Raw genomic sequence first — 22,428 nt, forward strand, 5'->3', positions numbered from 1 at the left:
TCAACGGGAAGGGCACGGGGGAGGTTGCCATCCGCTACATACTGGCCGAAAATTATGCAAATTGATCTAGTCAGGTCAGACAAAGAAAACAGTAAAAGCTAGCCCATAAAAAAAGCCCCGACCTAACAGATCGAAGCTTTTTCTATGGGCTAAGTTCAGATAAACTACCGCTCTACCCGGAAGCGGGTAGTTCCGACGCCCTTCTCTGACTTGCTATGCAGGTAGTAAATACCTGGCTGCAGCATCCGAACATCTACTTCGGTTTGTCCGGGCTGGAGTGTAAGATGCTTGACCTCCGAGCCGAAGCTGTTGTAGATTTTTACCTCGTAAGCACTGCCCGCCTCGGGCAGGACAAGGTGCATCTGCTGCAGCACCGGATTAGGATAGATTTCTACCTTTTCCTGGGCTACTGCAGGCGTTGAGGCTACTTTTGCCTGTTTGCCAGAAGCCGGGTCCAGAGGTGCTTCCTGATAAGCTACTTCAGGTTCGGCCTGGTCCGGATCCTCCTGCGGCGCGGCCGAAGAGCACACGCCGGCATCCTGATACGCGCTGAGCGTTGCCCCTGCTTCTGCGCTGAAGCCGTCACTAAAAACAACGTCGCCCCGGGCTGTTAAGGCAGCTGTGGAACCGGCCCGTACAATGACGTCGCCATAAGCCATAGTCGAGGTGACGGCCCGGCCGACGTACAAAGTAGCCCCGAGGACTTCGTTCCCGAGAACGAGTTCACATTTTGTAAATAAGCGTCGCTTATGCAGGGAATTGGGTCGGCGACCCGAACCAAGAACACTGTGTTCGTGCTGGCCCCGAGCAAATAATTATTCGGTGACACTGCATGTACAACCAACCCCGTGGTGGCAGGGGGTACATCTGCCGTGCTGATATAGAAGGAATGCGTGAAAGAATACTCACGCAGTGTGCCGGCCGTGTTCCAAGTCCAGTTGTAGCTATTCGTGGATGGACTGGCGATTATAGGCCCAGAATTGTTACCACGTATACGGACCTCAAACTCGTCCGTGTAGCCGGGATCTTTCGAGAGGGTTATACGACAGGTTACCAGTTTGGAAGAACTGTTGATATTGATGCTCGTCCGATTATCTATCGTAAAGTTGGTCAGCGTAATAGCGGGCGGATTGCTTGGATTGTAGACCATAGAAAAAGTCACTTTGCCACTTTCTGCCCGCGCAATCGAACCGGAAGCCGGCAATACGGCTTTCAATGCTTTATGGCCATCACCATACAGGAAGGTAAAGGTGGAAACGGTTACTTCTCCTGTGACAATACAGGACCTTGAGCTTCCACTATACGTCCAGTCTGATACTTTACTAATGCTAGTACCCGTGATTTCTTCATCTGAATGATTAGCCCAATCAGTTTTGTAGATGCGGACGGAATTGGGGTAACCTCCTTCATTATTTCCTTGTGTAAATTTAAGAGTGAAGATGCATTTTCGACTGTTACTGTTCGTCATATAGAGCTTAGCAGTCGTGCTCCCGTCAATCTTGAAGTCACTCAATGTAACGGCGGCGCTGGCGCTGTGGCCCATTCCCAGCACTGCCAGCAGCAGCAACAGCGAGAGGTAATGACGGTGCGGGCTGCTGAGCAGCCGGGCTACCGGGAGAAAATACTTGTGCATGACCGTATAGAATTACTTGCCGGCCTTTGCCAGGGCTTTTTCCAGCTCGGCCGTGCGCGCCTGCAACTTCTGATTCTGCTTATTGAGCTCAATGACGTGCAGCGTCAGCTCCTCGATGGACTGCAGCAGCTTAGCGTCCATTTCCCCGACGTTGTAGCCCTTAGTTTCTACCTCACTGGCAGCAGGAATGGCGGGCAGGTGCTTGTTGCGCTGCAGGTAGGCTTCCAATGCCGACAGAGACATCGGCTTATAGGTCGGGGCGAAGACGAAGTCGGCCCAGCTCTGGGAAGTCACATACACGGACTTCGCCACGACCTTGCCGTCAACACTTAGCTTGGCATCGGGATGCGTGGTGGGCAGGGTAGTACCGATTTGGACGTTACCGTTGTAGGTGATTTGCATTCTCACGCGGCTGAGCATATCCGCATCCTGAACGGTCTGCGCTGCTCCACCAGTAGAACCGGATACCGTAACGAATAATAAGGAGCCATTGATACCGCCAACTACGCCCGAACCGCCGTTGCTGCCACCGTCGCCGTTGGTTTTCCAGGTAGTGCCTTCATGCCGCAGGTTGAAGCCGATATAGGACGACCACCACAGGTTGGCGCCATAGTTGGCGCCATTACCCAACGACATGTACTGTAAACTCGTGGGATAATGCTCCACGTAAGACTGTCCCACAGAAGTGGTAGCGTTAAAGAGGCCAACTGTACCTGCAGCTGCGGCAAGTAGCCATTTGGGAGCGGAAGATGGAATAGAAAAGCGCATATAAAGAAAAGGGTTAGAGTGAAACTGAGCGCAAGGTCCTGCTTCCCCACAGGCTGCTCAAGGTCATAGTCGCTCTACCCGTGACTGCCACTTTGCACGGTTTACACAGTACTCTTCCCCGGTTGAAACCAAAATCGTTGTTAACCTCAGGCAGTTATAGAATACATAACAGTATATTAATGTATTAATATACGCATTTGTGACTGATCAGGGCCCTAAAGCGGAAGCTTATAACTGAAGCAGACCTAGCGAAAGGAATATAAGCTATGGTTGATGCTCCCGGAGCAAAGGTGTTACCTAATCCTCTCACCTAGAATAATTAGTCTCTGACGAAACGTTTTCCCGTAGCTCAGCTGTTAAGCAAGCACAATAAATTCTAATCTGAGTGCAAATGCATAACGCATTGCATCTCGACTACACACCTCACTACTACCTAATGCAACGCTTTCTTCCCCTGCTGTTCCTGCTGGGCAGCCTCTGTATGCCCGTGTACGGCCAGACCACCTATTTACACGGTCAGGTCCCTCCTAGCTATCTGCAATTCGCTTTTGAAGCTACCTTAATCACGCATCCGCTAATCCTGGTGGCCCACCTTAACGAGGCTGAGTACCTGCGGCTACGGGCGGCCCAAGAGCGACTGCTGACGCGCCGCGACCAGGTTCTGCATGCCTACGCCCCCGAGAGCCCCCTACGGGAACCGCAGTTGTACAAGGTCCAACTCCAGTTTGAACTGGAGCGCCAACGGGCGCTGTCGCCCTCACAGCTAAGCTTACTGCCCGATCAGCAGCGTGACCTCTTACCGCTACCAGAAGGAAATGGACTCGGCTGGCAACTGCGTGACCCTGACGGAGACGCCCTTTCGGAACCTGTAGCCTTTTCTTCCGAGCCAGTCACGGTGGCCGAGCCCATCTTACTCGAGAAATAGAAATACAGCCGTTAGTAAGCTCTCTTTACGATATTCGAATACCGAAAGCCCTGGTCCATATGGCCGGGGCTTTTTGTGGACACCATAAACTGCCCGACGCCTTACCCCTTCTGCGCAACGTTTTGCTAACTATGGCTTATCTGTAACCCCAAAACAAGCTGCTCTTGCTAACGCTTAAGCTAAGCCAGTAAAGCCGTAATGCGGTTGTTAGGGCTGGAAAGAAAAAGCCTCGGCACAGGTTAAGGCTCTAGCACTATTGATTCAGAAAAGGCGCAATTCGCCCTTAGTTGCCATACTGCATGGTAGCCTCTTGCCAGTGCCTATTACCAATACAGGTCCGCGTACTGGTTATCGACGGCGTTACTCGGTCTTTACCTGCGCCGCCCTCCACAAAGCTCTCTGCGCTACGCGGCTGAGCTGGCAGCACATTTGGCTATGCCATCTTAAAGCTTGCTGTGGAGCACTCTCAACTTTGCCTGAGCTGACTGTATTTGCCCGACTCGGATTTCGCAGAGGTGTACACCGGACGCCTATTATAATAATAAAACGGCCCTGGCGCCCGAAGTTGCCAGGGCCGTTTCCGTCCTGAACAAGACTTACAATACTTGACAGAGACACACTGACGGGCACAGTAACAAAAAACCATTGTAAATCAGGCATTTACAATGGTTTTTTGTTACTGTGCCCCCCAGCCGAAAGCTGGGTTTTACTGCTTATTTCCGCTATCCGCTCATTTCTTGCATGTTAGCTTCTTTTTAGCTCCTTCCCTCCCACTGTTCGCGCAGGTACCGGTACCGACGTTCCGGCAAAGAGGCACAGTCGAGGGGCACAGTGCTTATTCCTGTGCCTTTTGCGCATCCCACTCGCGCAATTTATCGAAGGCGTTGAGCGTTGAGGCCAGCCGTTCCTTCAACCGGGTTTTGAGGTATTTGCGGGTCGTCGTCAAACTGGCGTGGCCGACGCTGTCCTGGATAAAGACGATGCCGGTGCTGCCCTCATACTGCAGCGTGACGAAGGTGTAGCGGGCCGTGTGGCAGCTCACCGCCTGCCAGAGTGGGATAGCCGTCTCGATACGCTCGGCCCCGCTGCCGCGCACGTGGGTCACGGTGCGCTTCAGGCCCGCAGCCCGGCACAGGGTTTTGATCTGCGCATTCATCGTCACGTTGGCCGGCATGCTAAGTTTGCCCTCGTAGCGCTGCCAGATTTCGTAGGCTACCGGATCCAAGGCCACGCGGATCTTGCGCAGCTGCCGGCGGTTCTTGCACTGCACGTACTCGATGATGGGCTGCTGCCAGCTTTCGCCCGTGTCGGGGTTGGTCATGGTTTCCAGCACTACGTCGCTGGGCTTGAGCGTAGCCAGGTTGCCGTAGCGCGGGCCCATGAGGCAGTTGAAGACGAACAAGTCCCGAACTACCCGCCGGGACAGGTAATTGGTGCTGCCCTCCTTAAGCTCCAACGGCTCGTGGCGGCAGATCTGCATTACTTCGGCGTAGGTCAGGGCTTCGCGGTCCACGTCCTGGCTAAAGTCGTCCTCGACCCAGTCGAACTTAAGGTCGGCGAACTTGAGCAGCTTGCGCAAGTGCTTGAGGTAGGTGCCAATGGAGTTGTTGTAAATGCCCCGGGCTTCTTTGGATTGGAGCAGGCGGGCATGCTCCACGCACCAGGTGCAGAACTCTTCCAAAAGCGCACAGCGGCCGGAGGCATCGGGCTGGAACTCGTCGGCCCGGGCCGGCGGCCGAATCCAAGACAGAGCCCGGGTTGATGAACTGCAAAATCAACAGCATGGGCCCCGAGCGGTGGCGGGCCCTGGAGCTGCTGCTCCAGCAACACGGTTTCCATCCCTACTGATTGGCTTATGGCTTCGTGGGCTTGACGAAGAGCAGCGTGGTATAGTGCTCTTGGTTACTCATGGTACTCTGAAGCACATACCCTTCGCGATACAGACCACTGACTAGTTCAAAATACTTCTCAGAGGTAGCAATCATACTCTTCTCACTGTAGCCATTCGGTAACTCCACAGCCGTGCTTTTGCCTTTTCCGCGGGTTACTACAATTCGGCTCGAGCCCATCTGCTCAGAGGTACGCACCACCACAATATCTGGCTCACTCGTCTGCGCCCACGCTGGCGCGCTGCCCAGCACCAGCAGGCAGCTCAGAAGGAAGAATAGCTTTTTCATAGCGCCTAAGATAGCGCTTCCTCTCGCATCCTAACCCGCCCTGAAACCCATGGCAACCACCGTTCGCACCACGCCCATTTTCTTCCCCATCACTGCGCAGGCTCCCGCCCAGCCCTGGCAGCAGCCCGCCGAACTCCTACGCCAAGTGCTGGCCCAGCTCGACCCCAAAGAGCGCCGCATCCTGGACTACATCAGCCTACCGCCCGAACCGCCCAAGCCCAAGGCCTACCCCATTGGCGACTGCATGAAGGCCAGCCGGCGCATCAGTGAGCTGCTGCAGGTGCATCCGACCTGGACCCAGGACAAGGCCCGCCGGGAAACCGCCCGGGAGCTGGGGGTAAGTCCCGTGCAGCTGCGCCGGATGCTGCGCCACGTCGAGCAGTAAGGGAGGAGTTCACGAAACTCATCGCACATTTGGGTTTCCTGAAATTTGAAAGGTGAACCAGTTTCTTGAACTCAATCTGGAGCGTAGGACTACTTTGCCATGCCTGTAGACGTGCATAGGCAGCCGTTCAGGAAAAGGAGGGTATTTTGTGCGTCTAATCCTACAAAAGCCTTTAGTAAAGCTATGCGACGAGACATTTTTCCCGAACCACGCTTATCGACAACTTTCACGGAAAACTTGCTCGAACAAGCGCACGCTCGGTGGAAAGAGAGCAAAACGGCGCAAACGTGGCAGCCAGTCACAGCAGAAGTTTTCGACACTCTTTTGCAGCTTGACGCCACGTATTTTTTGCTTTATGAACCCCCCGCCCATATATACTTAAATCGGGCCTACCAGACCCTTGGTCAGCCGTTAAAAACTTGGTTGGATGAGCAGATAGAGCTGAACGGCGAAGTGGGCCTTGACATCTGGATTTTGCCGGAACAGCAGGGTTGGCTAATAAGCTGCAATCACGACGGAGACATCTTTGCCAACACAAGTGGGACCTCACCAGCCTAGGTTCAGCCAAACGGTGGTTCAGAAAAACGAGCGTTATTAGGGTTATGCGGCACAGGATGGAAGGTTACGACACTGTTCTAGATATTTTAGCGGTGATGGCTGGGGCAACTGGCTTGGTGGCTCTATACCCGTTGCTACTGGCAGCAAACCGTATGTATTTCCATTGGACTCTTCCCTGGGCGGAGGGTGATTGGACCATCTTCATGATTTTAGCGAGTCCAGTCTTGTTGCTGTTCAGTGGTGGCTTTCTAGTGGTCTTTGGTCGCTCCCCAGCCCGAGTCATAGGGGCGGTCTTTCTGGCAATTGACTTATGGTGGGTGATTGTCATGTTGAATACCGACTTCTAAGAAGCTGCTTCACGACACTTTAATGGTTCGCTCAAACGGTCCAAAATCTAAACGAGTGCTTTATCGAAAATCCGTGACTATGGTCATAGTGACGGTTTCCCCAGGCTCGAACATGCTATAGCTATTGGGAAGGTGTACGGTGTACTGGTCATGGACGCGGCCGTAGGAACACGTATGGCGTCGCTCATACCAGGTGTCTGTTTTTGTTCCTCCTCCATGCTCGTCGAGTAACTCCGTTTCTTCCAGCACTTCCACGTAGTCCTGCCCGGCCCCGTACGTGCGCGTCCATCGGCTGCCGAAGCCGCTGCCAAAGCCCTCGGGTTGGCGAGCCGACGTCAGCCGCCGACCGGTCGGGTCGTAGTCCCACCATTGGACGGTGCGAACCTGACCGCGCCAACGGCGCGGGATTAGCGCGACCTGTGTTCGATGGTGCTTTTGCTCGTCCCGTACCTGGAACACCAAGTGATAAGTGCCGCCCGCTTGTGCTTGCTCCAGACGGTAGCTCGCCAACGTGTCGCCGATAAATCCTGGCCGGATGTCCAGCACGTAAAAGAAGCAGGCCGCCGCTGGTTGGGGCGGGGGGTACCCTTCCACTACGCGCAACGGGTCGAAATTCTTGTAGAGGACTACGCTATCCGGTTGACTGGGGCCCTGCGTGGTAAAACATTTCCCAGTATACAAATGGGTAGCCCCAATGGGCAAGCCTTTGCCTTCGAAACGGGTCGTCGGGGCTACCTGGTCATGACAGTCAAACCAGGAGCGCTGGAGGTGGTTCAGGTAGTGCATTACGGTAAACTCTTTCAGCAACCCCTCGTACCCAAGGCGAGCGCCCTCTTTCCGGGCATCTCCGGTAACCGACGAGTAGGACTCGCTCCACTCAATCCAGTAGCTGGAAAGATAGCTGGGCTTCAGTGGAAGCAGGGCTTGTTGATAGGGCAGCTGGGCCTCTAGGCGCTGCTCGTAACCGAAGCCCATGGCCGACGACACATTCTGCAGGTCGGACAGTTTTCGAACGGATTGGCACCTGGCAGGCAAAGACCCGCAGACGAAGGCCATGCAGCAACCGCACAGGGCTGGAAGGAAAGGATACATGCGCGTGAGGAAAGAGCAGCGGAGGCTACCCACGTTAAACTTACAAAGTAGCAAGGTGTGGGTAGTGTTCAGGAAAACGGTGATTTAACCTAGACACCATCTGGATAGGGCTTGGTAGTGGGATTGACTTATCGCTCCCTATCCCAAAGATGGGGCCCATGCTAACCTTCATCAGGGGTTGGCTTACGACGGGCGAAGTATCCAGCTGCGGAAGCCCCGATGGTCATAATAACAAGTAGGCACCAGAAGACTGTGCTTGTGGTGAAGTCATGCGCAACGACCGAAACCCACCACCACGAAACCACCCACCACATCCCCAAGACAGCCAAAGACCCAGGGTTGCCTTGGCCGTATGGTAAGGGTATATGGCCTGCAAGGACCAGTACGTCAGCGCACTTAAAAACAAGGGGGCTGCGAAGGCATAAAGTAAGGCCTTGACTAGCCAGTAGCCTATTGCTCTGAGTTGGCTATCGTGAATGGTGTATTGGGCTTGAACAGGCGCAAGAAGGCTCAACGAGATACCGAGTACAAGCAGCAGGCGTGTAATGACTTTTCGAGGCATGAAGTAAAAGTAAACGCGCCGGCCCCAGAGGCACTAAGGTAAGGCATTGCGCAATGGACGTTTATAAGTGGTTCAATACTCGGATTAGCCAGCTTCGTGCATTCAAGCCCCAATATTCAATACAATCAGCGTTCACAAAAACGGTGGTTTGAGCAACTATTCTCCGGAGGCTCGACTTAACGCAAGGCTACTTATACAGATCAAAGTATTACCGTAGATAATAGGGAGTTGCAGCGCATTTAGCCAGCATAAATAGGACGAATAATAGTGCTACTACAACTAGAATAACTACAGTACAACCGCTTGGCTTACCAGCTATCGGTGGCTGACCTGGTTCTACTTTCGGTTTTGGCTTGGTAATCAAGTGGAGCAGTGCCAAGCCCCCGACAACAAGCATAGCGATAAGAAAGAACTGAGCAAGTCCTCCGAAAAAGTAGGCATCACTCCAAAGAAGCAGCGGTTCGCTCATAAGCGAAGATAACGGTGGATTAGGCAAATATCCATTCAGCACTAGCTAACAGGTGACCAAGGACGTCTTTTTTGCTTTGTTCGCAAACTGCGCGACGTTTTACCCCTACTCCGCGACGTTTCGGAGCAAGGGTGCTTTGTAGTATACCCAGGTAGTTGAAGCTTGCAGGGTGCCCTAAAGTAGGGCCTTCTAAGGCAATGCCGAAATCACCCACTTCCTTCAAACCCGGACAGGGCGGCCGTAAGAAAGGCGCCAAAAACAAATTCACGACCGCCATTACCGCGCGGATCGAGGACGTGCTCTGCAAGCTCAACGAGACCCTGCTGGCCGACATCGACAGCCTGACCCCAGCCAAGCGGGTAGAGGCCTTTTTGCAGTTACAGGAGTACGTGCGCCCCAAGCTCAGCCGCAAGGAGCACACGGGCGAGGGCGGCGGGCCCATTGACATTCGTACCATCCGCCTGACGGAAGTAAAGCGGGAGGGCCAGCCATGAGCGACGGCATCCTCGACATCCGCCACACGAGCGTCTTTAGCCGCAACCTGGACGCCTGCCAGACGCCCGGCGTGCGCATCGTGGTTAACCAAGGCGGGACTCGCTCCAGCAAAACCGTGAGCCTGGTACAGCTGGCCATCTACCTGTGCCTGCTCGAAACGGGCATCATGTTCAGCATCGTGCGCGGAACCCTGCCCTCGCTCAAAGCTACGGTGCTACGCGACCTGGAAGAGCAGCTCACGAAGCTGGGGCTTCTCTCGGTGCTGGACAGCCACAACAAGACCGACCACCTCTACACCTTCCCCAATGGCAGCCAGATCGAGTACTTTAGCATCGACGACGCCCAGAAGGTGCGCGGCCGCAAGCGCCACTACCTGCTGGCCAACAAAGCCAACGAATTGCGCCTAGAGGACTGGCGCCAGCTGATCTTCCGTGCCGAGCGGGTGCTGTTCCTGGACTTCAACCCCAGCGAGGAGTTTCACTGGATCTACGACGAGGTGCTCACCCGCCCGGACTGCGTCTTCATCCAGAGCACCTACCTCGACAACCCGTTCCTGCCCGATAGTATCCTGCAGGAGATCAAGCTCCTGGAAGCCGCCGACCCTAACTACTGGCGCATCTACGGCCTGGGCGAACGGGGCGTGGCCGGTACGACCATCTTCCCCCACTGGCAGCAGTGTCCCTCGTTGCCCACCACGGCGGCCCACCGGCGCTACGGGCTGGACTTCGGCTACAACCACCCCACTTCCCTGGTTGAGGTCAGCGAGACGCCCACGGCCCGCTACTGGCAGCAACGCCTCTACCAGTCGCACCTGACTACGCCCGAGCTGATCGACCGGCTCAAGGAGCTTATTCCCAACAAGCGCGAGGTCATCTACGCCGACCACGCCCGCCCCGAAATCATCGAGGACATCGGCCGGGCCTGCTTTGCCATCACCGAAGCCGACAAAGCCGTCAAGGCCGGCATCGACGACGTGAAGAGCAAGCCGCTGCTAGTCACGGCCGACAGCGTGGATCTGATCAAAGAACTGCGGGCCTACAAATGGAAAACCCTGCGCAACGGCCAGGTGCTTGACGAGCCGGTCAAGGTCAACGACGACGCCATCGACGCGGGCCGCTACGGCACTTACTCCTACAGCCTACAGCACAAGGTCAACACACCCATCACGCACTATCAATCCTTCGGCACCACCCGCCGCCGCTAGTCTTATGCTCGCACGACACACCTTACCCACCGAGTGGGGCGCTGTTACCCTCAGCCAGGCCGCTGCCCTGGCTGCCCTGGGTCCGGATGCCAAGCTCCAGAATTGCTTAGCCGTGCTGCTGGGCTGCCCGCCCGTCGAGTTGCTCACCATGAGCCCAAATGAACTGGGTGCTGCCTTGCACCAGGTACTGTTCCTTTCCGAGCTAATCCCCGAGCGCGACAACTGGGCCCGCCCACCGAGCTGGTGCTGGGTGAAGTGGAGGTACCGGTACTCGACACGCTGGAAGATTTGAGCTTTGGCCAAGCCTCCGACATCGGGGCCGCCATCCAGGAGCTGGGTGCTGACGTGCCTGCCCTGCGCCTGCGGGTGCTGGCCACCATCCTGCAGCCTACCTACCACGGTACCGGCTACGACACGGACCAGGTAGCCGAGGTAGAACTGCTCTGCCAGAGTGTGCCGCTGCGGGAGGCCTTGCCGCTTACGGATTTTTTTTGCCGAGTTCGACCGCATCCGCCGCGCCCACGCCGGCCGGCTCAAGCACATTCCCCTCAGCCCCGCCGAGCGGGCTGCCAACATCGGAGCCTTCTCGCTGGAGTGGGATACGCTGGCCTTCGTGGATGCGCTGGCCGGGGTGACAAGACGCGCTGGAACTACTTCTACTGTCTGAGCTGGGCCGAGGCCATGACCATGATTGAGCTGGAAAACCACAAAGCCCACTACCGCCACCAGGTGCACCTGCAGCAGGAGCGGCAACAGCAGCGCTTGGCTAGTGCTCTCGGGCTCTTCTGCTTAAGGCACGCATGATCAGCCACCCTGTACCAATTAGGAGAAGAAGCGCCAACAACGGCCACCCGATCCATAAGAGGACTAATCCCACCGCTGAAATGCTCTCTAGAGTAACGCTCCCCTTCAACCAAAAGGAGATACCGGCCAGCAGCAGCAGAATAACGAGCAGTACGAAACCCAGGCGCATGAGTAGTGACATGCCGCAAGATATCAAACCGATGCGGTATCTCATCCCCACCCTCCACGCCTGCGCTGAACAAGCCATTCCCGGCTGCCACTTCGCCCACGGCGCACAACTCCTGACGTTTCCGATAACGACTTCAACTAAATGGCTGCCTCCACTCCATCCCCTACGCTGGTGAAAACCAGTGCCCAGATCCAGACCGAACTCACCCTGCTCCGCCTGGACCTCGGCAACACGCTCAAGCCCGGGGTCAACGTGTCGGGTCCCACCCTGGCTGCGCTGCTGCAACGGCAGTCGGATTTGACCTTTGACCTGACCCGGCTGCAGGCCTCCTCGGCCTCGAAGCTGCACTACGGGGCCGTGGCCCCACCCAATACGCTGGGCAAGGATACCGACCTCTACCGCAATACGGTCACCTGGGACGAATACTAGAAGGTGGCCGGGGTCTGGGTCCTGCGCGGCAACCTCCGCGGGGCCGAGGGTAAAACGCCGGTCAAGGGCGTCGACTACACCGATGGCGTAGATGGCAAGGATCCAATGAGGTATTCCTAAAAACCTATCCGCCCGATGATGCCGAGGGCATTGACAAGGACGTGTAGATTTATGTCAGCCCCGTTGAGAAGACGGTTACCCATTTCAAGAAAGTAAAGGGCAAGTAGCGGGCCATAGGCGTGCCCGTCGGCGGTGGTACCGGTACCGTGGTGACGCCGCCAGCCAACCAGGCCCCGACGGTGAGCTTTATCGCGCCTGCCGCTGGAGCCTCGGTGACCATCAACCAGGCCCTGCAGCTGGTAGCCACGGCGGCCGATGACGTGTCGGTAACGTCAGTGAAATTCCTCAACGGGGCTACGAGCCTGGGTATGGGCGTGAAAAACGGCACCACCTACTCGCTGAGCTATACGCCCACAACCACGGGCAGCCTGACACTCTCAGCCAAGGCAACCGATGGCGCGGGCCTGAGCACCACGGCCAGCGTGACGGTTACGGCTGCCCCGGTGGGCAGCACCACGCCAGCAGCGCCTACGGTTTCGTTTGATGGGAATACGCGGGTGCTGAGCTGGAGCCACGCGCTGGGTGCGTCGGAGTTAGAATACGCTCAAGGTGTGGGCGCCTACCAGCAATATACCGCCGGACTCTCCATCGACGACAATGCCCACGCGGCCGGCGAGTGGAAGGCCCGGGTGAAAGCTTACGTAGCGGGCAACCGCAATGCCAGCCAACAGCCCGGCTATTGCGGCGAAGGTAGTGGGTAGTACTGCGCCTACTATCACCAGTATTAGCCCTACGACATGTCCAGCTGGTACACCGGTGACAATCATAGGGACCAATCTTGCCAACGCCGTGCGCTTGTGGTCTGGGCACATGGAGGTGCCTGGTTCAGCTATCACAGTCAATGTCCAAGGCACACAGGCAACCTTCACCTGGCCCCGAGCCTCGCTCCCTGGCTATGGGGTTGAGTATGTAACCAGTAGCGGAGCCGTGACCAGCAGGCAGGTATTTACGACCACGTTGCCGGCCTACATCGGCTCCACGGTGCAGTTGTTTGCGGAAGGAGACAGCAAGACCGCAGGCTTTAACCTGTCGAACGTATCCGACCGATGGGTTGAAAAGGCCAAGGCGCTCGTTCCCGGCATTCCAGCTGCCTCCTGGGCGAACGTTTCCGGATCGGAGGATATGCTCGACCCAATCGTGGGGGCTGGGCAAACCATGCTATTTCAGTACTGCTCGCCAATGTGCGCAACAACATTGCCGAGCAGTACTGGATGCTGTTCCTCTACGCCGGGGTAAACGACATTAGCAGGGCTCGCTTCGATCCGAATACGCCCCGAGACTCCCAAGATATCATCAACGACTTCATCAGCTACGGACAGTTGGTGAATGGAGATAACGGCCGCTTTATCGTGGCTACCGTGGCCCCGGCCTATGCATCACCTGCCGACGCCAGCTACCAAGTGTCACTCAGCAATGAGCAAAACCGCGTGGTGGTGAACAACTTCCTCCTATCGGATGCAGGCAAAGCGGCCATTGGGGCTGTTGATGTTATTCCGCTGTCTAAAAACCGCCTGATCGGCACCTATGAAGGGGTACAGAACCAAGCCCTGTATCCGGATGACCTGCACGGCAACGCGGCCGAGCAGACGCTGTTAGCCTTTATCTTCTCCGAGGCCATTATCCTGGCATCCAATCAGCCTGTAGGCCCGCTGGCTACGCCACTGGTATCGACGGTAATCGCAGACCGGTAATTGCTGCTCAACCAGCAAGGAGAACCGATTGGAAACTTTGAGGCAACCGTAGACGGTGGCACCAGTTGGGTTAACGCTACGACCAACGTATTGAACCAGCCCAACGGCAACAACGCGGCCGGGGTGATTGGCTTCCGTCGTCGTGAACGGGGCTGGAACTTAGCCTCCGCACCGGCTTACAATGCCGCATTTGGTAGTTCCGGGCCGGTGAATGGGCAGCCCTACATGGAAACCACCTTTGAAAACATCACCGCGCCGCAAGCCTCCATTCAGGCTAACCGGATTTATGCCAATGGCCAACGCGGCGACGCCTACATTGATTCCGCAACCAGCCTCAGCAAAATGGGCCGCCTGGTGGGCAGCGTCTGCTCGGTTAGCTGGCCCTACGGTGGGAACGAGGAAGGCTCCTACGTAGCCGGTGTGAACAATATCAGCACGGGTCCGGGCTATAGTGAGCTACGGGCGGCTCTGTTCGTGACGGATGGAAACGCCAGCATTTTTAAGCCCAACGGCGGCGCGTACTTGAGCCCGGCGATGGGGGATATTCTCAAGGTCGAAGTAATCTTGGGGAGGCCGGGGCCAATAACGATTCGGTGCGTTTCTATAAGAATGGAATCCAGGGCGGGGCCACGTACACCGGCCAGAACATGGGCGACATGCTCTTCTTTGACTGCTCCCTGGCCGCCGCTGGCAATTCGGTTGTGGTGGGACCCATTACGCTCTACTCCTAGAACTACCTGTAGCCTGACCTCTAGTGGAAAAATTCCCGACGTGAGTCGGGAATTTTTCTCGATTGGCGTCATGCTCTCTGTTTTTGCCAGAAAGCAGCGCATCGATTTAATCCTGGGTGTAACCATAGAAATCTCCCGGCTCATTCTTGTCGAAATCCTTCTTCATTGCTCGCAGGATATAGAATACGGCTACTAAGAAGACCCTCCTGCAATTGTGAGTCCGGGCGTATGTAGAGTAAATAACTGAGAATTCAATTGACAAAAGCGGGCAGCTATGTGATAGGTACTGGGTGAATTTGTTTCTAAAGCAGCCCTGCTTGTTTGATTGCTTCCGTAAAAACACACTGACATATTGCACAATATAGCTACTAGACGATGAGTCTGGTTCGCTTCGGGCAGATCTTAGGTGAGTTGTGCAAACTGCGCGACGCGTTCCCCCTTTTGCACTTTTATCCTAACAAGCTAGCAAAACCAGCGCAGAGGTTCCAGGGGGAGAGAAGGAAAAAGCCCCGGCCAAATGAGCACGGGGCTTTTCTATTCTTAGTGAGCTTCTTCAATGTTTAATCTGAATGCGCTGACTAACCACTTTACCACTGACAACCATCCGCAACTGATAGAGCCCTTCAGGCAATAGTCGTGTATCAAGTCTGCCGTTAGCTAGCAGGGATTTTTTTATCCCTACTGTTTTCCCTTCCTGATCTTTTATGGTAATACCTGTGGTATTTTCTGGGAATGTAAGGTAGTCTCCCGCAGGATTTGGATAGGCAAACGTCGACTGGACTGGTTCTGCCCTGTACTGCGTACAAGGGGTTCCTTCCTCATTCTGACTAGACACAAAAAAGCTTTTAGAGCTTTGGCTCGCTGAACAGGAAGGGCCGTAGTTGGTGATGCACGTGACGGTTACGTACCGGGAAATACCTGGAGAAGTAGTCGTGGGAATAAAGGACATTGAATTGCCATTCACCGTGTAGCCCTGGACTTCGTTTCCGTTCTGGACATTATACCCATTTACAACCCATTGGTAGGTTGCTGTCTGTGGCCCCAACGGTGCTGAGAAGGTCAGGCGCTGGGAAAAGCAGTAATTGTCCTCACCCGTTGGACTGGGCACCTGGGAACCATATTCAGATTCGACATCCAGGGTCGTATAGCTACCGCTTGCCGAGGGGCAGCAAGTAAGACACTCGCTAACTTCTACGTCGTCAATGATGTAATAAGTCCCATTGCCTTCTGAATAAAGACCGGGCTGTGGGGGAACTTGTGTTTCATCAAATCCAATCGTAATGGATGCGGTAACGGCAGCGCCAGGAGTGTTGCCATGGGCTACGAATGTCCCTGACACCTCTGTCCAGTTCTGATTATCAACAATAGGATCCGACACCACCTTTGCATAGGGCGTTGGGGAAAGGCGATGGGTCTGAAGTGAGGGGACCCATGTATAGTTCGGCTTTCCTCCCTCCGTTACATATAACGTCAGCTTTTCCTGATAAATAGCTCCAGGACGCCGAAGAACATAGAACTTTGCGCGGTACGTATAACCGCTTTTAAGTGTCACTTGCTGGGTAATAAACTGATAACCTGCCGATGAGTAGGGCTCTTTTGTAATACCGACACAACCATTACTGTTGTTTCGGGGATTAAACCATCCATAAGGGGGAGTTAGACGAGGGTCCATCCTAGATACTATAGCCGGGCTAGCTAGATAGTCTGGCCCCAGATAGTTTTCAGATATTCCAGACCAGCTAGGCAGGTCATCATAGACAGAAGTCCGGGCCCCTTTTATATTACCTGCTCCACGAGGGTCGTGATTTCGAGTTTCAAAATCTCCATTTTGAATCTGGGCTTGTGCGGGATGGCAAACAGCTATACAGACCGATGCCACGGCTATACAGGAAGTAAGAAGCTTTCTCATGCGGGTTAGAATTAAAACATGTTTATATTAATTTTCTAGTATATCGAAGGTGAGGTATTAATGGCTTTGTGCCAAGGACAGTATTTGGCTATTTGTGACAACCTGCATATCGTATAAGAAGACTATTCTACTGCCACGTTGCCATCCATGTGCATGAGAAGAACGGAGCCGGCAAGCCTTGGAGAAATGAGGCATTTTGCGATTTTGGCAAACTGCGCGACGTTTTACCCCACCTGCGCGACGTTTCGGGCGGGTGGGTAACCAATTAGATTAGGCGCGTTGCTCCACCCGGTCAATTAACGCTTTGCCCACTTGCTGAAAGGGCATCTCAATGAAGCAAAACAATAGATAGGCTACTTCAGCACTGAGGAATAAGCCCACGAATATGCGCGCCACTAGGCTAGCCAGTGCTGAGCCGGGCCCGGTTACCGGAATAAGCGTAAGCACCCCACCCTATGTAGCAAGGTGAAGATGGCAAAGTGAGCCAGGTATACGCTGAAGCTTATTCGGCCCAGGAAAATCGTAAGCGGATTCACAAAAAAGGCGTACGGACGCTGCTGGAGCGCCAGCGTTACTAGCACGAAGCCAACGCTAAACAGCCAGTGTACCGGCGCATGGATATCATTGCCAAGCATGAGCCACTGCCGACGGTGGGCATCGCCACTGCTGGCCAGCACTCCGGCCAGTCCAGCCAGCAAGATGAGGCCACTAATCAGCAGCGTACCGGGCCGAAGTAAAATCCTCTTGGCCTGAGGGATAAAGAAGAAAATCATGCCGAGGGCAAAAACGGGGAGCTGATTCGGGAAATAGCCAAAGAGCCAATCATCCTAAGTCCTCGCCCCCGCTTTGCTCGCGGTGTTTATGAGCGGGTATCGGCGAAATACATAGCCCAGGAGAATACTCGCCAACAGGCTGAGGAGGGTAAACCAGACCGCCGTATCCAGATCTTTAATCCGGCGAAAGAGCCAGGGCGCCACGGCGTAGAAGGTCATTTCGATGGTGATAGACTAGCCCCCGGCACCAAGCTGTTAATGGTGTTGGGATGGGCGCCATTGATGAAGAGCAGGGTCACCAGCACTTTAGGCAACGAAGCCCAGGCCCGACTGTAGGTAAGCACATAAAACAGAATCCCCAGGTAAAAGAGAGGGGCAATGCGGAAAAAGCGGCGGATAAAGAAGTTGAGCGTGGGTCGTTTCTCCTGCCGTTGCCGGTTGGTCATGCTCAAAAACAGCGTGAACGTGATGATAATAAAGAAGAGTTGCACTCCCCGGGCCCCCGATTGGCAAAACGAAACCACCAGCGGACTCAGCTGCTGCGCCCCGGTCCCATAGTCAAGCGCGTGCACCACCACTGCCCCCAGAATGGCCCAGCCCCGCAGGGCATCTATGTACGAAAGCTTACCCGCTTTTTGCTCCAGAGTCACAGAGAGCGTTTTGGCTAGGTAAATACTAGCATTAATTTCGGGATTTAGCAGATGCTCAACCCTCAAAGAATCGATGTTTTTCAGGCGTAATGACTCCAAAAAATAAGGAAAAGTAGAGTCTACCCGCTTATGACTTGCAACGCCAGGCAAAGAAAACAGTGGGTTTTGGTAGGCTGCGCAAACCCGGCGACGTTTTACCCCACCTGCGTGACGTTTCGGGCGGGTGGGGTTTTGTATTGCTGGCTGGCCTGGTGAGCTTCGTGCATGGCCAATAATCTCACACAGAGCTTCACCCTGCAGCTACGCCCCTGCTGCCCCGGGCACGGCGTGTACCTGCGCTGGATTTCCCCACTCAACGACTGGCCAGCCTGGCTTTTCGATGGAGATGTCGACGACACCACCGACGTGGCGGCAGGTACCGTGTTCCGGCCCGAGCAGGGCCCGGCCCAGCTGCTCCGCCGCGGCGCCATGGATAAGCAGTTGCTGCGCGCTGGCAACCTGACGCCGGCCCAGCACGCCACGCTCACCACACTGCTCATCAGCCCACAGGTCTACATTCAGGACCTCTACGGCCGGCTGACGCCCGTGCTGGTGACGGCCGCCCAGCCCGGGCGCACGTCATCCGATAACCGCACCACCTTCGATGTGGAGGTGGATGTGGCTACCCGTAACCCGCTCACGCGCATCTGATGGCTACTTCCCTCGTGTTACAGGATGGCCAACGCCTGCCCCTGGTCGATGGTCAACGGGTAGGCCTCACCGTGCAGGCCAACGACCTGCTTAAGCCCAACTCAGTTCAGGCCGACTATTCCAGCACGCTTACCCTGGCCGACACGCCCGAGGTGCGGGCGGCGCTGGAGCAGGCCCAGGAAGGTATCAGCCTGTCGGACATGCCTTATACCGAACTGCCCTGCACCCTGGAAACCCAGGGCCTGGAAGTGCTGCCCAATGCCGTAGCCATCATCGAGCAGCACCAAGCCGGCGAAGGCTTCGAAGCGCAGGTAGTGGGCGGCAACAAATCATTCTACGCCGCTATTGAGGGCAAGACGTTGCGGGAATTAGCTTTCCCGGCTGCTACCGAACACGACTGGACCCACACCAATGCTGTAGCCGGGGCTGCCCACACAAGCTGGGAGCAGACCTACGTGTACGACCTCTACGACCGGGGCAAGGGCGGTCCCCTGGACGGCAACACCGTGCACCTGCACAATGACGAGCTGCTGCCCAGTGTGTACGTCCGCTCCATCTGGGAGCAAATCTTCTCCGAGTCCGGCTACCGCTGGGCCGGCCCGCTGCCCACGCTGTTTGATCATCTGCTCATGCCTACGGCCACGCCGCCGGGCTATGGGGAGGAAGTGCGTACGGCCACGAAGCTCGTGGCCGGCATCGACAACACGGACGAGAAGCATCAGGTATTCGCCAACGCCTACGATGGGCGCGAAGAAAGCGTACTGACGATGCCCTACGACTACACCGGGGCCCGCTATGGCTACTTAGCCCCGACCCTGCCCGGCGTTCACAGCACGGTTACCTTCCGCTGGAAAGCCCCGTTCGTGTGCTACATCAACGCGGCTGCTTCTACGGTAGTCACCATTGATTCTCCCTACGGCTCGGGCCGGGCCCAGCTGTTTTTCTACATCGGCTCCCGCGAGCTCACGGGTGGCACGCTGCTGGAGAGTAAAAAAACCAGCCAGACGCCCACTCGGCTCTCGCCTTCAGTGAACTTGAGCCGCTACCTGATCCAGAAGGGCGAAGAGCTGGAAGTACGCATTAAGCTCAGCCCGGGCGAGTCCTAGGGCTTCTTCCTAAAATGGGGCTCCGAAGCCTTCACCGGGCGCATCTTCGTCGATAAAGACGGCAACACGCTGCCGCTCGACAGCTTTTCGGTGGAAATCCTGCCTGACTTACCGCCCACCGGCCGCCTACGACTGCAGGACCTGCTTCTGAATTGGCCGCTGAAGGACTTTGTGAAGGGCGTGGTGGGCCTGTTTGGTCTGACGCAGCAGACCGACCCCTATACCCGGGTCGTGTCGTTTACGCCCACTGGCCCCGCGCTGGCTGCCAGCCTAGCCATGGCGCCCGACTGGCAGCCTCGCCTCGATGCCAGTGAGCCCACTATCCGGCTGTTTCATTTGCCCGGCGTGGTGCAGCGCAATGATTACCGCTACAAAGAGGACAGCGCCAACCCGGATTCCGCCCAGGGCCTGGGGGATGACTTCCTGCTATGCCCCGATACCACCCTGGAGCGTAGCCAGGAAGCGCTTACGCTGCCCTGGGCCGCTACCGCAGTCGGCACTAGCGGGCTGCTGTTGCTGCCCGTGTATAAGCTACGGCTGGGCGCGGCCTCGGTGGAGCCGCAGTACGATAAGCAGAGCCCGGTACCGCGGCTGGTGATACACGAGCAGGTCCGTACCGTGACCGTAACGGACGGTACCGCTCGGGCTAACATCAGCCCCCGGGTCAGCACGTTTGCCGGCTTGAGCTTCGCCTTCGCCACGGACCTGTTGCCGGCTTACTACGCTCACCTGCGCGCTGTGTATGCGAGGCCCCTCATCCTAAAGCCCGCTGTGCGTCTGAGCGCCCAGCAGGTGATGGACTTTAACCAGCTCGTGCCCGTGTAGCTGGAAACGGAAGGCAGCTATTTCTACTGCAATAGAATCGACAACTGAGAAGAAGGCCAAGCCTCGACGCCCGTGGAGTTGCTACGGCTGATGTTTTAAGGTGAACACCCTAATCACTGGCAAAGCCGCTGTCTTTCATGTCACTTATAGAGTAATATTGTCCTTTCTATATAATAACGAGGTGCACATATTTGCGCCTTGTCTTTTCATTTATTAAGCCCATTTTCAATGAAAAAATATTTTACCACTCTGCTCTCCGCTACAATCTTTTGCGTCAGTATTCCGCAACAAGGACAAGCCCAAATAGTGAACGGCGGCTTTGAAGCCTATAATCAAATTCCAAGAGGAAGTCACAATATTGTCAGGGCACCTAACACTAAGGTCGCAGGAGCTTATGATGCCGCCTATGATGACTTAGCAGCATGGTCCTCGTGGGGACCTTACACTACAGCTGATTTTTTGTATAATTCACCAGCATCTGCTCCCATCGTTAATCCACAAGGAAGCCCAGCCTATGGCAAGTTTTTACCTCGCACTGGAAATGGGTGCGCGGCCATCTTACGGGAACCCGGCAGTTATAGCTTTGATCAATTTATTACACAGCGGGTGACAAACCTTCAAGTAAATCAAAGGTACCGCGCGAGTTTCTACGCTCACCGGCAGCCAGGTGGTCAACTCGCCGAAAAGCTGCTGTTAGCTGTCAATTATTCCACCGAGCCTCTTCGGTATGTCTATAACCGCACTACTCAAAAACAGGATATATCTCCAACTCCCGATGTAATTATTGAGTCAGAGCCTATTGGCGACACGCCAACCTGGACCTTGGTAACAGGTACCTTTATTGCCCAAGCGTCCAGCGCTTCAATCTCCATTGGGTATAGCGAAGCAGGCCTTTCTTCCTATGATCCCAATCTCAGCGGCACAGGCGGATCATTTTATTATGCCATTGATGATGTTTCGCTAACCCTGGTACCCTGTACACCTCCGCCTCCTCCAGACTTTAATCTGTTGCCGCTTCCCCGGGACCCAGGTGCAGTTCAGACATATGATGTAAGGGTCCCTAACGGATATAGCACCGATTACTTTGAGGTAACAATTACCGAACCTGATCCTCCTTATAATGTCATAGGCGGAGGTACACTAGCCTATAACGTGTATAATGGCCCCACCACCTACGGACTGCCTTCGGAGTTGCAGGGTTTCACCACGTTTCATCTTCATCTGATTGGGCCTATGCCTAATGCTGGTCCTAATCGGTATCGCGTCATTGTAACGGCAGTAGGATGCGATAGATCGACATTGATTAAAACATTCTCATTGACAGATGAACCCGGTTCAGGGGTGAATCTACCCGGGCCGCAAAAGCGAAAGGGGACGATGCACAGAAGGTTCTTGCCTTCCCCAACCCCACAACGGACATACTTATGCTACCAGCCGGTACTACACAAGTACGAATCCTCAATAGCCAAGGAAGAGTAGTTGTTGAACAGCACTCATTGACTGCTGAGCAGTTCAATGTGGAAAACGTCCCGAATGGACTGTATCAGTTGCGCCTAGTTATTGAGGGTAAAACCCATACGCAACGAATCCAGATCAAGCATTAACGAGGAAAAGTGATTAGGCCTGCTGTGCAATTGGCCCACCAATTGGCTTGTTAAGAAACTGCGCGACGTTTTACCCCTGTTGCGCGACGGAATGGAGCCACGGCGTTTGCCGTGGCTTTTTTCATGTGGTAGGTTGCCGTATGACCCAGGATACTACCGAAAAGCTCTTATTTGAAGTCAGACTTTCCAGCGAACAGTTGAAGGCGGAAATGGACAAGGTGCGCACCCAGCAGCGCGGCCTGACCACCGACATTGCCAAGACGCGGCTATAGGCCGTTAATATAAACCACCGTTTTCGTGAACGCTCTTACC

The 22,428-nt window shown here is 55.3% G+C and carries 27 protein-coding genes; 18 read left to right on the forward strand and 9 right to left on the reverse strand.

The window, feature by feature from the left end:
* Nucleotides 1-164: 164 nt before the first annotated feature.
* The 3 genes from MUN79_RS20095 to MUN79_RS20105 are packed head-to-tail and all read right to left on the reverse strand — an operon-like array spanning nucleotide 165 to nucleotide 2,314.
* Nucleotides 165-659 (reverse strand): T9SS type A sorting domain-containing protein, encoded by a 495-nt coding sequence (locus MUN79_RS20095; protein WP_244674369.1) that lies wholly within the window; start codon nucleotides 657-659, stop codon nucleotides 165-167.
* On the reverse strand, nucleotides 611-1,633 hold the full coding sequence (locus MUN79_RS20100; protein ID WP_244674370.1) for a hypothetical protein: 1,023 nt from the start codon (nucleotides 1,631-1,633) through the stop codon (nucleotides 611-613). Before MUN79_RS20100 ends, MUN79_RS20095 begins: the two co-directional genes overlap by 49 nt.
* Before the next feature lie 12 nt (nucleotides 1,634-1,645).
* Nucleotides 1,646-2,314 carry a hypothetical protein gene (locus MUN79_RS20105; protein WP_244674371.1) on the reverse strand — a complete coding sequence of 223 codons (669 nt, stop codon included), beginning with the start codon at nucleotides 2,312-2,314 and terminating at the stop codon, nucleotides 1,646-1,648.
* Between the two features lie 478 nt (nucleotides 2,315-2,792).
* Here MUN79_RS20105 and MUN79_RS20110 point away from each other — a divergent pair, with 478 nt between their 5' ends.
* Entirely contained in the window at nucleotides 2,793-3,326 is a 534-nt protein-coding gene (locus tag MUN79_RS20110; protein WP_244674372.1) for a hypothetical protein, read from the forward strand.
* Between the two features lie 835 nt (nucleotides 3,327-4,161).
* On the opposite strand, the gene MUN79_RS20115 is transcribed toward MUN79_RS20110, so the two are convergent.
* On the reverse strand, nucleotides 4,162-5,007 hold the full coding sequence (locus MUN79_RS20115; protein WP_244674373.1) for a site-specific integrase: 846 nt from the start codon (nucleotides 5,005-5,007) through the stop codon (nucleotides 4,162-4,164).
* Nucleotides 5,008-5,179: 172 nt separating this feature from the next.
* Nucleotides 5,180-5,503 carry a hypothetical protein gene (locus MUN79_RS20120; protein ID WP_244674374.1) on the reverse strand — a complete coding sequence of 108 codons (324 nt, stop codon included), beginning with the start codon at nucleotides 5,501-5,503 and terminating at the stop codon, nucleotides 5,180-5,182.
* 49 nt (nucleotides 5,504-5,552) lie between these two features.
* Between MUN79_RS20120 and MUN79_RS20125 the strand changes: the two genes are divergently transcribed.
* The gene (locus tag MUN79_RS20125) at nucleotides 5,553-5,888 is read left to right on the forward strand and encodes a hypothetical protein (protein ID WP_244674375.1); all 336 of its coding nucleotides are present in this window, start codon (nucleotides 5,553-5,555) and stop codon (nucleotides 5,886-5,888) included.
* A gap of 237 nt (nucleotides 5,889-6,125) precedes the next feature.
* Nucleotides 6,126-6,446, forward strand: coding sequence for a hypothetical protein (locus tag MUN79_RS20130; protein WP_244674376.1), 321 nt, complete (start codon nucleotides 6,126-6,128; stop codon nucleotides 6,444-6,446).
* Nucleotides 6,447-6,853: 407 nt separating this feature from the next.
* Here the strand turns inward: MUN79_RS20130 and MUN79_RS20135 are convergent, their stop codons facing one another.
* Nucleotides 6,854-7,885, reverse strand: a complete 1,032-nt coding sequence (locus tag MUN79_RS20135) for a hypothetical protein (protein WP_244674377.1) — start codon at nucleotides 7,883-7,885, stop codon at nucleotides 6,854-6,856.
* 1,228 nt (nucleotides 7,886-9,113) lie between these two features.
* Here MUN79_RS20135 and MUN79_RS20140 point away from each other — a divergent pair.
* From MUN79_RS20140 to MUN79_RS20175, 9 genes are all read left to right on the forward strand, one after another.
* The gene (locus tag MUN79_RS20140) at nucleotides 9,114-9,410 is read left to right on the forward strand and encodes a hypothetical protein (RefSeq protein WP_244674378.1); all 297 of its coding nucleotides are present in this window, start codon (nucleotides 9,114-9,116) and stop codon (nucleotides 9,408-9,410) included.
* Entirely contained in the window at nucleotides 9,407-10,615 is a 1,209-nt protein-coding gene (locus MUN79_RS20145) for a PBSX family phage terminase large subunit (protein ID WP_244674379.1), read from the forward strand. Before MUN79_RS20140 ends, MUN79_RS20145 begins: the two co-directional genes overlap by 4 nt.
* A 4-nt stretch (nucleotides 10,616-10,619) precedes the next feature.
* Nucleotides 10,620-10,907, forward strand: coding sequence for a hypothetical protein (locus MUN79_RS20150; RefSeq protein WP_244674380.1), 288 nt, complete (start codon nucleotides 10,620-10,622; stop codon nucleotides 10,905-10,907).
* Nucleotides 10,859-11,419 carry a hypothetical protein gene (locus MUN79_RS20155; RefSeq protein WP_244674381.1) on the forward strand — a complete coding sequence of 187 codons (561 nt, stop codon included), beginning with the start codon at nucleotides 10,859-10,861 and terminating at the stop codon, nucleotides 11,417-11,419. Before MUN79_RS20150 ends, MUN79_RS20155 begins: the two co-directional genes overlap by 49 nt.
* 310 nt (nucleotides 11,420-11,729) lie before the next feature.
* Nucleotides 11,730-12,017, forward strand: coding sequence for a hypothetical protein (locus tag MUN79_RS20160; RefSeq protein ID WP_244674382.1), 288 nt, complete (start codon nucleotides 11,730-11,732; stop codon nucleotides 12,015-12,017).
* 239 nt (nucleotides 12,018-12,256) lie between these two features.
* Nucleotides 12,257-12,838, forward strand: coding sequence for an Ig-like domain-containing protein (locus MUN79_RS20165; protein WP_244674383.1), 582 nt, complete (start codon nucleotides 12,257-12,259; stop codon nucleotides 12,836-12,838).
* Entirely contained in the window at nucleotides 12,795-13,373 is a 579-nt protein-coding gene (locus MUN79_RS31925; protein ID WP_375378184.1) for an IPT/TIG domain-containing protein, read from the forward strand. The genes MUN79_RS20165 and MUN79_RS31925 overlap by 44 nt, the downstream gene beginning before the upstream one ends.
* Nucleotides 13,319-13,828 carry a hypothetical protein gene (locus tag MUN79_RS20170; RefSeq protein WP_244674384.1) on the forward strand — a complete coding sequence of 170 codons (510 nt, stop codon included), beginning with the start codon at nucleotides 13,319-13,321 and terminating at the stop codon, nucleotides 13,826-13,828. The genes MUN79_RS31925 and MUN79_RS20170 overlap by 55 nt, the downstream gene beginning before the upstream one ends.
* A complete protein-coding gene (locus MUN79_RS20175; RefSeq protein ID WP_244674385.1) occupies nucleotides 13,829-14,755 on the forward strand; it encodes a hypothetical protein in 927 nt (308 codons plus the stop codon).
* A 357-nt stretch (nucleotides 14,756-15,112) separates the two neighbouring features.
* Here MUN79_RS20175 and MUN79_RS20180 read toward each other — a convergent pair whose 3' ends face one another.
* The 3 genes from MUN79_RS20180 to MUN79_RS20190 all read right to left on the reverse strand — a co-directional run bounded on the left by MUN79_RS20180 (nucleotide 15,113) and on the right by MUN79_RS20190 (nucleotide 17,891).
* A complete protein-coding gene (locus MUN79_RS20180; RefSeq protein ID WP_244674386.1) occupies nucleotides 15,113-16,468 on the reverse strand; it encodes a T9SS type A sorting domain-containing protein in 1,356 nt (451 codons plus the stop codon).
* A gap of 425 nt (nucleotides 16,469-16,893) precedes the next feature.
* Nucleotides 16,894-17,241, reverse strand: a complete 348-nt coding sequence (locus MUN79_RS20185; protein ID WP_244674387.1) for a hypothetical protein — start codon at nucleotides 17,239-17,241, stop codon at nucleotides 16,894-16,896.
* A 215-nt stretch (nucleotides 17,242-17,456) separates the two neighbouring features.
* Nucleotides 17,457-17,891: an acyltransferase family protein gene (locus MUN79_RS20190; RefSeq protein ID WP_244674388.1), complete on the reverse strand. Its 435-nt coding sequence runs from the start codon at nucleotides 17,889-17,891 to the stop codon at nucleotides 17,457-17,459.
* A 264-nt stretch (nucleotides 17,892-18,155) separates the two neighbouring features.
* Here MUN79_RS20190 and MUN79_RS20195 point away from each other — a divergent pair, with 264 nt between their 5' ends.
* The 6 genes from MUN79_RS20195 to MUN79_RS30245 all read left to right on the forward strand — a co-directional run bounded on the left by MUN79_RS20195 (nucleotide 18,156) and on the right by MUN79_RS30245 (nucleotide 22,388).
* Nucleotides 18,156-18,581, forward strand: coding sequence for a hypothetical protein (locus tag MUN79_RS20195; RefSeq protein ID WP_244674389.1), 426 nt, complete (start codon nucleotides 18,156-18,158; stop codon nucleotides 18,579-18,581).
* Entirely contained in the window at nucleotides 18,581-19,687 is a 1,107-nt protein-coding gene (locus MUN79_RS20200) for a hypothetical protein (protein WP_244674390.1), read from the forward strand. The genes MUN79_RS20195 and MUN79_RS20200 overlap by 1 nt, the downstream gene beginning before the upstream one ends.
* Nucleotides 19,688-19,777: 90 nt before the next feature.
* Entirely contained in the window at nucleotides 19,778-20,512 is a 735-nt protein-coding gene (locus tag MUN79_RS20205) for a hypothetical protein (protein WP_244674391.1), read from the forward strand.
* Between the two features lie 228 nt (nucleotides 20,513-20,740).
* Complete coding sequence (locus tag MUN79_RS20210) at nucleotides 20,741-21,991, forward strand: hypothetical protein (RefSeq protein WP_244674392.1); 1,251 nt, start codon at nucleotides 20,741-20,743, stop codon at nucleotides 21,989-21,991.
* Nucleotides 21,937-22,116 carry a T9SS type A sorting domain-containing protein gene (locus MUN79_RS31930; RefSeq protein WP_375378185.1) on the forward strand — a complete coding sequence of 60 codons (180 nt, stop codon included), beginning with the start codon at nucleotides 21,937-21,939 and terminating at the stop codon, nucleotides 22,114-22,116. Before MUN79_RS20210 ends, MUN79_RS31930 begins: the two co-directional genes overlap by 55 nt.
* Before the next feature lie 140 nt (nucleotides 22,117-22,256).
* The gene (locus MUN79_RS30245) at nucleotides 22,257-22,388 is read left to right on the forward strand and encodes a hypothetical protein (RefSeq protein WP_262922908.1); all 132 of its coding nucleotides are present in this window, start codon (nucleotides 22,257-22,259) and stop codon (nucleotides 22,386-22,388) included.
* Nucleotides 22,389-22,428: the final 40 nt, after the last annotated feature.

The organism is Hymenobacter cellulosilyticus (genome assembly GCF_022919215.1).
GTDB lineage: Bacteria > Bacteroidota > Bacteroidia > Cytophagales > Hymenobacteraceae > Hymenobacter > Hymenobacter cellulosilyticus.

Excerpts from the sequence above, each read along its gene's own strand:
- MUN79_RS20095 (WP_244674369.1), bottom strand. The coding sequence starts at position 659 with ATGGCTTATGGCGACGTCATTGTACGGGCCGGTTCCACAGCTGCCTTA.
- MUN79_RS20100 (WP_244674370.1), bottom strand. The coding sequence starts at position 1,633 with ATGCACAAGTATTTTCTCCCGGTAGCCCGGCTGCTCAGCAGCCCGCAC.
- MUN79_RS20110 (WP_244674372.1), top strand. The coding sequence starts at position 2,793 with ATGCATAACGCATTGCATCTCGACTACACACCTCACTACTACCTAATG.
- MUN79_RS20120 (WP_244674374.1), bottom strand. The coding sequence starts at position 5,503 with ATGAAAAAGCTATTCTTCCTTCTGAGCTGCCTGCTGGTGCTGGGCAGC.
- MUN79_RS20125 (WP_244674375.1), top strand. The coding sequence starts at position 5,553 with ATGGCAACCACCGTTCGCACCACGCCCATTTTCTTCCCCATCACTGCG.
- MUN79_RS20135 (WP_244674377.1), bottom strand. The coding sequence starts at position 7,885 with ATGTATCCTTTCCTTCCAGCCCTGTGCGGTTGCTGCATGGCCTTCGTC.
- MUN79_RS20140 (WP_244674378.1), top strand. The coding sequence starts at position 9,114 with ATGCCGAAATCACCCACTTCCTTCAAACCCGGACAGGGCGGCCGTAAG.
- MUN79_RS20145 (WP_244674379.1), top strand. The coding sequence starts at position 9,407 with ATGAGCGACGGCATCCTCGACATCCGCCACACGAGCGTCTTTAGCCGC.
- MUN79_RS20150 (WP_244674380.1), top strand. The coding sequence starts at position 10,620 with ATGCTCGCACGACACACCTTACCCACCGAGTGGGGCGCTGTTACCCTC.
- MUN79_RS20160 (WP_244674382.1), top strand. The coding sequence starts at position 11,730 with ATGGCTGCCTCCACTCCATCCCCTACGCTGGTGAAAACCAGTGCCCAG.
- MUN79_RS31925 (WP_375378184.1), top strand. The coding sequence starts at position 12,795 with ATGCCAGCCAACAGCCCGGCTATTGCGGCGAAGGTAGTGGGTAGTACT.
- MUN79_RS20180 (WP_244674386.1), bottom strand. The coding sequence starts at position 16,468 with ATGAGAAAGCTTCTTACTTCCTGTATAGCCGTGGCATCGGTCTGTATA.
- MUN79_RS20185 (WP_244674387.1), bottom strand. The coding sequence starts at position 17,241 with ATGATTTTCTTCTTTATCCCTCAGGCCAAGAGGATTTTACTTCGGCCC.
- MUN79_RS20195 (WP_244674389.1), top strand. The coding sequence starts at position 18,156 with ATGGCCAATAATCTCACACAGAGCTTCACCCTGCAGCTACGCCCCTGC.
- MUN79_RS20200 (WP_244674390.1), top strand. The coding sequence starts at position 18,581 with ATGGCTACTTCCCTCGTGTTACAGGATGGCCAACGCCTGCCCCTGGTC.
- MUN79_RS20210 (WP_244674392.1), top strand. The coding sequence starts at position 20,741 with ATGAAAAAATATTTTACCACTCTGCTCTCCGCTACAATCTTTTGCGTC.
- MUN79_RS31930 (WP_375378185.1), top strand. The coding sequence starts at position 21,937 with ATGCTACCAGCCGGTACTACACAAGTACGAATCCTCAATAGCCAAGGA.
- MUN79_RS30245 (WP_262922908.1), top strand. The coding sequence starts at position 22,257 with ATGACCCAGGATACTACCGAAAAGCTCTTATTTGAAGTCAGACTTTCC.